1 pseudogene is annotated in these 274 nt (G+C 54.4%); it reads left to right on the top strand.

Annotation, left to right across the window (positions count from 1 at the left end):
• A pseudogene (locus tag A6M21_RS08050) lies at positions 1-274 on the top strand (IS200/IS605 family accessory protein TnpB-related protein); the annotation flags it as partial.

The following is a 274-nucleotide window of genomic DNA, read 5'->3' as shown; positions in this document are numbered from 1 at the left end:
CATCGCCTCCCAGCAACAACTGCTCGTCACGGAAATCAAGGAAACGGAAACGAAGCTGGCCCGGGCTAAAAAGAAACTCGGCCGGGCGGAAAAAGATCTGGCCAAAGCGGTAAAAGCCGGCGATGCGGTTAAGATTGAAAAAGCAAAACTTACCGTCCACGGCCGTAAAGCGCGGGTCAAAAAACTGGCCGATAAGCTGGTGGAATTGCAGACCCACCGGAACAACGGCACCATACCAAAAGTGGTCTTCGGCGGCCGCTCTTTATGGAAGCGG

Origin of the sequence: Desulfotomaculum copahuensis (assembly GCF_001655685.1) — a bacterium.
GTDB lineage: Bacteria > Bacillota > Desulfotomaculia > Desulfotomaculales > Desulfovirgulaceae > Desulfotomaculum_G > Desulfotomaculum_G copahuensis.
Note: the sequence above shows the minus strand (reverse complement) of the source record. Positions and strands in the feature narration are given on the sequence as shown.